This window comes from Candidatus Hydrogenedentota bacterium, from assembly GCA_018005585.1.
GTDB lineage: Bacteria > Hydrogenedentota > Hydrogenedentia > Hydrogenedentales > JAGMZX01 > JAGMZX01.
On record JAGMZX010000241.1, the window covers coordinates 1 to 5,313 of the forward strand.

At 63.3% G+C, this 5,313-nt stretch carries 4 protein-coding genes; 2 read left to right on the top strand and 2 right to left on the bottom strand.

The features are described from left to right. Nucleotides 1–173, top strand: a 173-nt coding sequence (locus KA184_22980) for an SDR family oxidoreductase (GenBank protein ID MBP8132454.1), incomplete at its 5' end; no start/stop codon positions are given. An 83-nt stretch (nt 174–256) separates the two neighbouring features. Here the strand turns inward: KA184_22980 and KA184_22985 are convergent. Then, the gene (locus KA184_22985; GenBank protein MBP8132455.1) at nt 257–988 is read right to left on the bottom strand and encodes a DUF4203 domain-containing protein; all 732 of its coding nucleotides are present in this window, start codon (nt 986–988) and stop codon (nt 257–259) included. A gap of 248 nt (nt 989–1,236) precedes the next feature. On the opposite strand from KA184_22985, the gene KA184_22990 reads away from it, so the two are divergent. Next, nucleotides 1,237–3,216, top strand: coding sequence for a PKD domain-containing protein (locus tag KA184_22990; GenBank protein ID MBP8132456.1), 1,980 nt, complete (start codon nt 1,237–1,239; stop codon nt 3,214–3,216). A gap of 33 nt (nt 3,217–3,249) precedes the next feature. Here the strand turns inward: KA184_22990 and KA184_22995 are convergent. Beyond that, nucleotides 3,250–5,313 (bottom strand): hypothetical protein (locus KA184_22995; protein MBP8132457.1); only part of this gene is annotated, 2,064 nt, incomplete at its 5' end.

The following is a 5,313-nucleotide window of genomic DNA, read 5'->3' on the forward strand; positions in this document are numbered from 1 at the left end:
ATAAAGAAACGGCCGAGCGGCTCCTGTCGTTCATTCCGCAGCGCCGCCCCGCCGAGACGAATGAAATCGCGGCCGCCGTGCTGTTTCTCGCGTCCGATACCGCTTCTTACGTCAACGGGCACAACCTAGTCGTGGACGGCGGCTGGACCTGCGGCTTTTCCCGGGATTTCTGACAGATAACCCCACGGGTGCCCCTCCGGCGCCGCGGTTTACGGCGGCGAGTACCCCCCTGTCTTACAGGAAGCGGCAGCCCGCCTCACCCCTCTTTTCCGGACTGCTCCTGCGCCGGTTTCGGTGTGCGCGCCGTCACGGCATATTGCACGGCGATCCCAAGGAGGGTAAAGGCAATGGCGCCCAACCCCATCAGGTACAGCGTCGTTGGGCCAAACACCTGCACAAAACCCGCGCGCATTTCTTCGGTCAACGGCAAGCCGCCGCGGACCGCCTCGGCCAGCTCCTTGCCGCTGACCTGATTCGATATGGCAGTGTAGAATTCGAGCAGCAGCGGCGCCAGTGCGGCCCGCTTCACGTAGTAGCAGGTCCCAACAACGAGCAGGCTCGCGCCCTTGACCGACGAGACCAGCACGATTACGAAGCGCTGGAGAACCAGCGCGATAATGCCCCCCAACAACGCCGCGACCAACACCGCGGCTACAGAAACGGTCGTGAATGGCGTGTCGCTGTAGACGCAGACCATATAGCCGATCGCGCCCGCGGTCACCGCGCCGATTGTGAAAAGCACCGCAAAATAAAGAAGCACCATGAGCACCGCCCCTATGAACCCCCCGAGCACCACGGCGATAATTGCGATGGTCTGGTCCTCAGAGATTTGCAGCCCGGCCAGCCCCGCCGCGGCGGCGCCCCATGCAAGGCCCGCCAGAGCCAACAGCGGCAGAAACACCCGATATCCCAGAAAACAGAGAATCGCGCCGCCCGCCAGCGACGCAATTGCGCACCCGCTCAGGAAACTCTCGGTGAGTTCAGGCATAGTCACCTCCCCAACACTTCGTGGCGCGGTCCCCCGCGCGCACGCTGCACCGCATCTTCTCGCGCCGTTCGCGCAGCGGCGGCCGCTCCGAGTCTACTCACAAGTCTCCTGCGATGTCAAAGCCCGGCGGCACCCCAAAAGTTCCTCCTGGGAACCCGGGGACAGTTCAGTGGATTTTTCCGGGCATAGATAGTATGGTTTTGAAGGATGGGTCCGGGGACCCCTCTGCAAGTGAAGGATCATGCATCATGCAATTGCGAAACCGACTTGGCTTTGCCGCCGCTGCCGCCGGAGTATGCGCGCTGCTAGCGGGTTGCCCCCTGCTCGTATTCGATAACCCGCCCACCGCCCGTTTCTCCGCAGACGCCGTCGAGGGCTACGCTCCGCTGACCGTCAAATTCAGCGATGAGTCGCTGCCCGGCACCGCGCCGGTCACGTCTTGGCGCTGGACCATCGGCATTACGCAAGTATCCACGCTGCCCTCGTTTGAATATGTCTTCGAGACACCGGGAACGTTCTCGGTCACACTCGAGGTCACGTCCGCGCACGGCAGCGACGCGGCAAAGAAGGACGCTTACATCACCATCCTCGCGCCACAAGCCCCCGCCGCGGCGTTCAGCGCGGATATCACGGAAGGTTTCGCGCCGCTTACCGTGCAGTTTACGGACGAATCGACCCCGGGAACCAGCCCCGATGACCTGTCCTGGCTATGGAACTTCGGCGACGGAACGACCAGCGAGGAACAGCATCCCTTGCATGTGTTTGAGACGTGCCGCAAATGCACCGTGTCCTTGACGGTTGCCACCGACCACGGCAAGGACACCGAAACGAAGGCCGAATACATCAACGTTCTGCAGTTCGTGCCGCCCGCGCCGGATTTCTCCGCCACGCCTACCTCTGGACGAGACCCGCTGGTCGTGAAATTCACGGATTTGACCGAGCCTGGCACCGGCGAGCAACTCACCTATGCGTGGGATTTCGGTGACGGAGGGACGAGTTCGGAGACCGAGCCGGTCCATACATACGTGCGGCTGGGTACGTTTGACGTCTCCCTGACCGTAACGTCCGAGCACGGCGCGGCGACGAAATCCAAACCCGCTCTGGTGCATCTCTCCAATCTTTTCCAGGACTTCGGCGGCGGTGCGGCCGACCGCGCCTATGCTCTCTTTGCGACCCCCGGCGCCGGTTTCGTACTGGCGGGAGAAACGCAGTCTTTCGGCGCCGGCGAACGCGACATGTATCTCATTCATGCGGGGCCGGACGGCAACCTGCTCTGGAGCCGCACTTTCGGCGGTGCGGGCGACGACTTCGCCAATGCATGCACCGTGTTGACCGATGGCGGTTTCGTGCTCGCGGGCGGCAAGACGACCGGAGAAGGCGACCTCGACCTGTACGTGGTACGTACGGACTCCTCGGGTAACCGCGTCTGGGACCGCACGTATGGCGGAGAAGCGGATGACGCGGCAGGCGCCCTTACGGCGACGTCGGATGGCGGCCTGTTCATTGCGGGCACGACCCAGGCCGAGGCGGGCGCCAATCCCGACCTTTTGCTCGTACGCACGGATCCCGAGGGCGGCGTGGTCTGGAGCCGCGTCATCGGCGGGGACGGTCTCGAGCAGGTCAACGCGGCCATAGAGACCGCAGGCGGCGGCTTTGCGCTCGCCGGGGCCACCACCACCGATTCCATGGGTGCGCGTGACGCGCTCTTGCTCTGGATTGACGCGTCGGGGAGCGATTTCTGGACCCGCACCTTCGGCGGAACGCTGGACGATACGTTCCGCGACCTGCTTCAGACGGAGAACGGGGGCTATCTCCTCACGGGCGGTTCGGGCAGTTTCGGCGAGGGGCTTGTAGATGCGTACGTTGTCGCCACGGATGCGGCGGGCGGTGAAATCTGGAGCCGCACCTATGGCGGCCCTGGCATCGACCAGGCCAACGCCGTTATTCCTGCCTCGGACGGTACATACCTTATTGCCGGACATACGGCTTCCTTTGGCGCGGGCGCGTACGACGCGTTCCTCCTGAAAACGAGTCTCACGGGCGAACCGGTCTGGGAAAACCTCTTCCTGACGTTTGGCGCAGCGGGCACGGAAAGCGCGTACGACGTCATCGAAACTGCCGCGGGGGGCTTTGCCTTCGCGGGCGAAACGGCGTCATCAGGCGACGGCGGTTTGGACGCTTACCTCGTGCGTACAGATGAAACGTGCCAAGTGGTTGGTTTCCCCTGATAACGCCGTCGTCGCGACAACGGCGTTGCTGCCTTATTGCTCCGTGAACTGGAACGCAACCGCGGAAAACGGCGGGACGGCGAGGGTTACACCTTGCGCCACGTCTTCCTCAGCCGGTTCCGTGAGAGTGACACGGCATTCTTGCTCGTTGTTTGCCGTCACTTCCTCGCCCGTGAGCGCAATCCGCTTCCCAACGGAGTCCGGCGCAAACGGCAATGTCACCCACGCATCCTGCCACATGCTCAGGTGCCGGTTGATGAGCAGCAGGTTCGCTTGGCGCTTACCGCTGGCGGCGTCGCGCTCCAGAAAGGCATAGGCGTGGAGGTACGGGATGTCCTCCATCTCAGGGACACTGCCGTTCTCCGGCTGGTCCCACGTATCCGCGCCCGTCACCTCCACGTCGACCATGTCGCCCTGGATCAGGAATTGATTGGCAAGCCTCAGCCCCTCCCATACGGGCCGTGCGCGCAAGTCGCCGCTGTTCTCGCGCACGAACATGCCCCAGAGACCCACGCGATCGTCATAGACACGCTGCAGCGCCGTGAAATAATTGACCGGATTTGCGCCCAGACTGCTCATGAGCGACATGGCTTGGTCGAGCACAGCAACGCCCGCGCCGAGACTCGGGCATATCTCCGATGCCGCTTCCGGCGGAGCAGTCCCGCCCGTAATATGCGTATTCAGTTCGTACACGGCCAGCGCAGTGCCTTTGCCGTTCGCGCGCAACTCTTCCAGCGTGCGGGCGCCCGGGCCAAGCGCATAGACGTCCACGTCGGCGAACAACGCCCCGAATTGTTCCCGCGCCGACGCCCAGTCGTTCAGCTCGTGCAGCAGGTAAGGCGCGACCGAGATCGTGACCGGCGGATCGACCGTCTTGTCCACCCGCGTGTTCCAGTGATGCGCGTTGATGGCCCAGCCGCCCGCCACTATCTTGATTCGTGACGGGTCAAAATGTGGATGCGAGCGGATGCGTTTCAGGATTGTGTTGCACAGTTCACCGTATTTCTCTGCTTCATGCGTCTGAAACGGCCGGAATAGGACATTCCACCACTCGTTCCCGATTTCAAGATAGATGACCGGAAACTGTTCCGTCCAGGGCGCGGAAAAACCGTGCGCTGCACGCCGCGCCGCGTGTTGATCAAAGGTCGCGGGCGCAGCCAGGTAGGATATGAGCGCGTACCAATCGTCCGGCATGTTGCCGCCGCCGACGGTGATCCAGGGAAGCGCGCCCACCTCCTCGCTCAGTTGCATCCAATCATCGGCCACAGAACTCGTGGCGTTGAACCGGTAGAACGATGCGAGGCCCAGGTAGCTCCAAGGCGCTTCCGTCGCATCCGCTGCGGTGAACGCGTCCACGAGGCTGCCCAGGTCCGCGCAGCCATAAAAGCGCAGCACGCCGCAGCGGGCCTCTTTCAGCCGTTCGACGAGGAAACGGTTGAATCCGCTCTCCGATTGCAGCTTGGAATCCTCCAGGACAATGAAATCGACATACACCGACCCGCCCGGCGAGCCGGCCGGGACATCCACCCCGACCAGACATTCGGTGAATTCGTCGCCGATGCGCGCATCCGGCCCCGTCCGGCCTTCAAAGACATACTCGCGCCAGTCCGCGCTCAGTCTCGGGTCTGCACATTCCATCTCGGTTGCGGCGCCTCTTTCCGTGTGCTTGAACGCGTAATTCTTCAGCAGCGCGCCCAGTCCGGCGTCGGGAATATCGCTGCGCGCGCGGATGCGCACACGGTACGTCGTGTCCGGCGTGGCGCGCAGATAGTGTTTCACCCCGCCGCCGCTTCGCTCCGTGCTCGCCGGAAACGTGAGCCGGAGATACTGGTCGCCTTCGTGCTCCGTCGACGGCACGTAATCGAGCGTCACATCCGGCCCTACCGCCATCCGGAAATCGCCAATCCCAATGCCCTTTTCTCCTTCCCTCGGTTCGGGATTCGCGCGCGGCACGGCCGGCCCGTGCAGCCAGACCAGGTCCTCTTCTTCCAGCGGCGCGCCCGTGCGCTCAAGCGTGAACCGCCCCGATTTCAAATCATGGTCGACAATGATGCCCGTTTCGCCCGCGCGCGCGCCCGTGGCGATACAATATTTCCC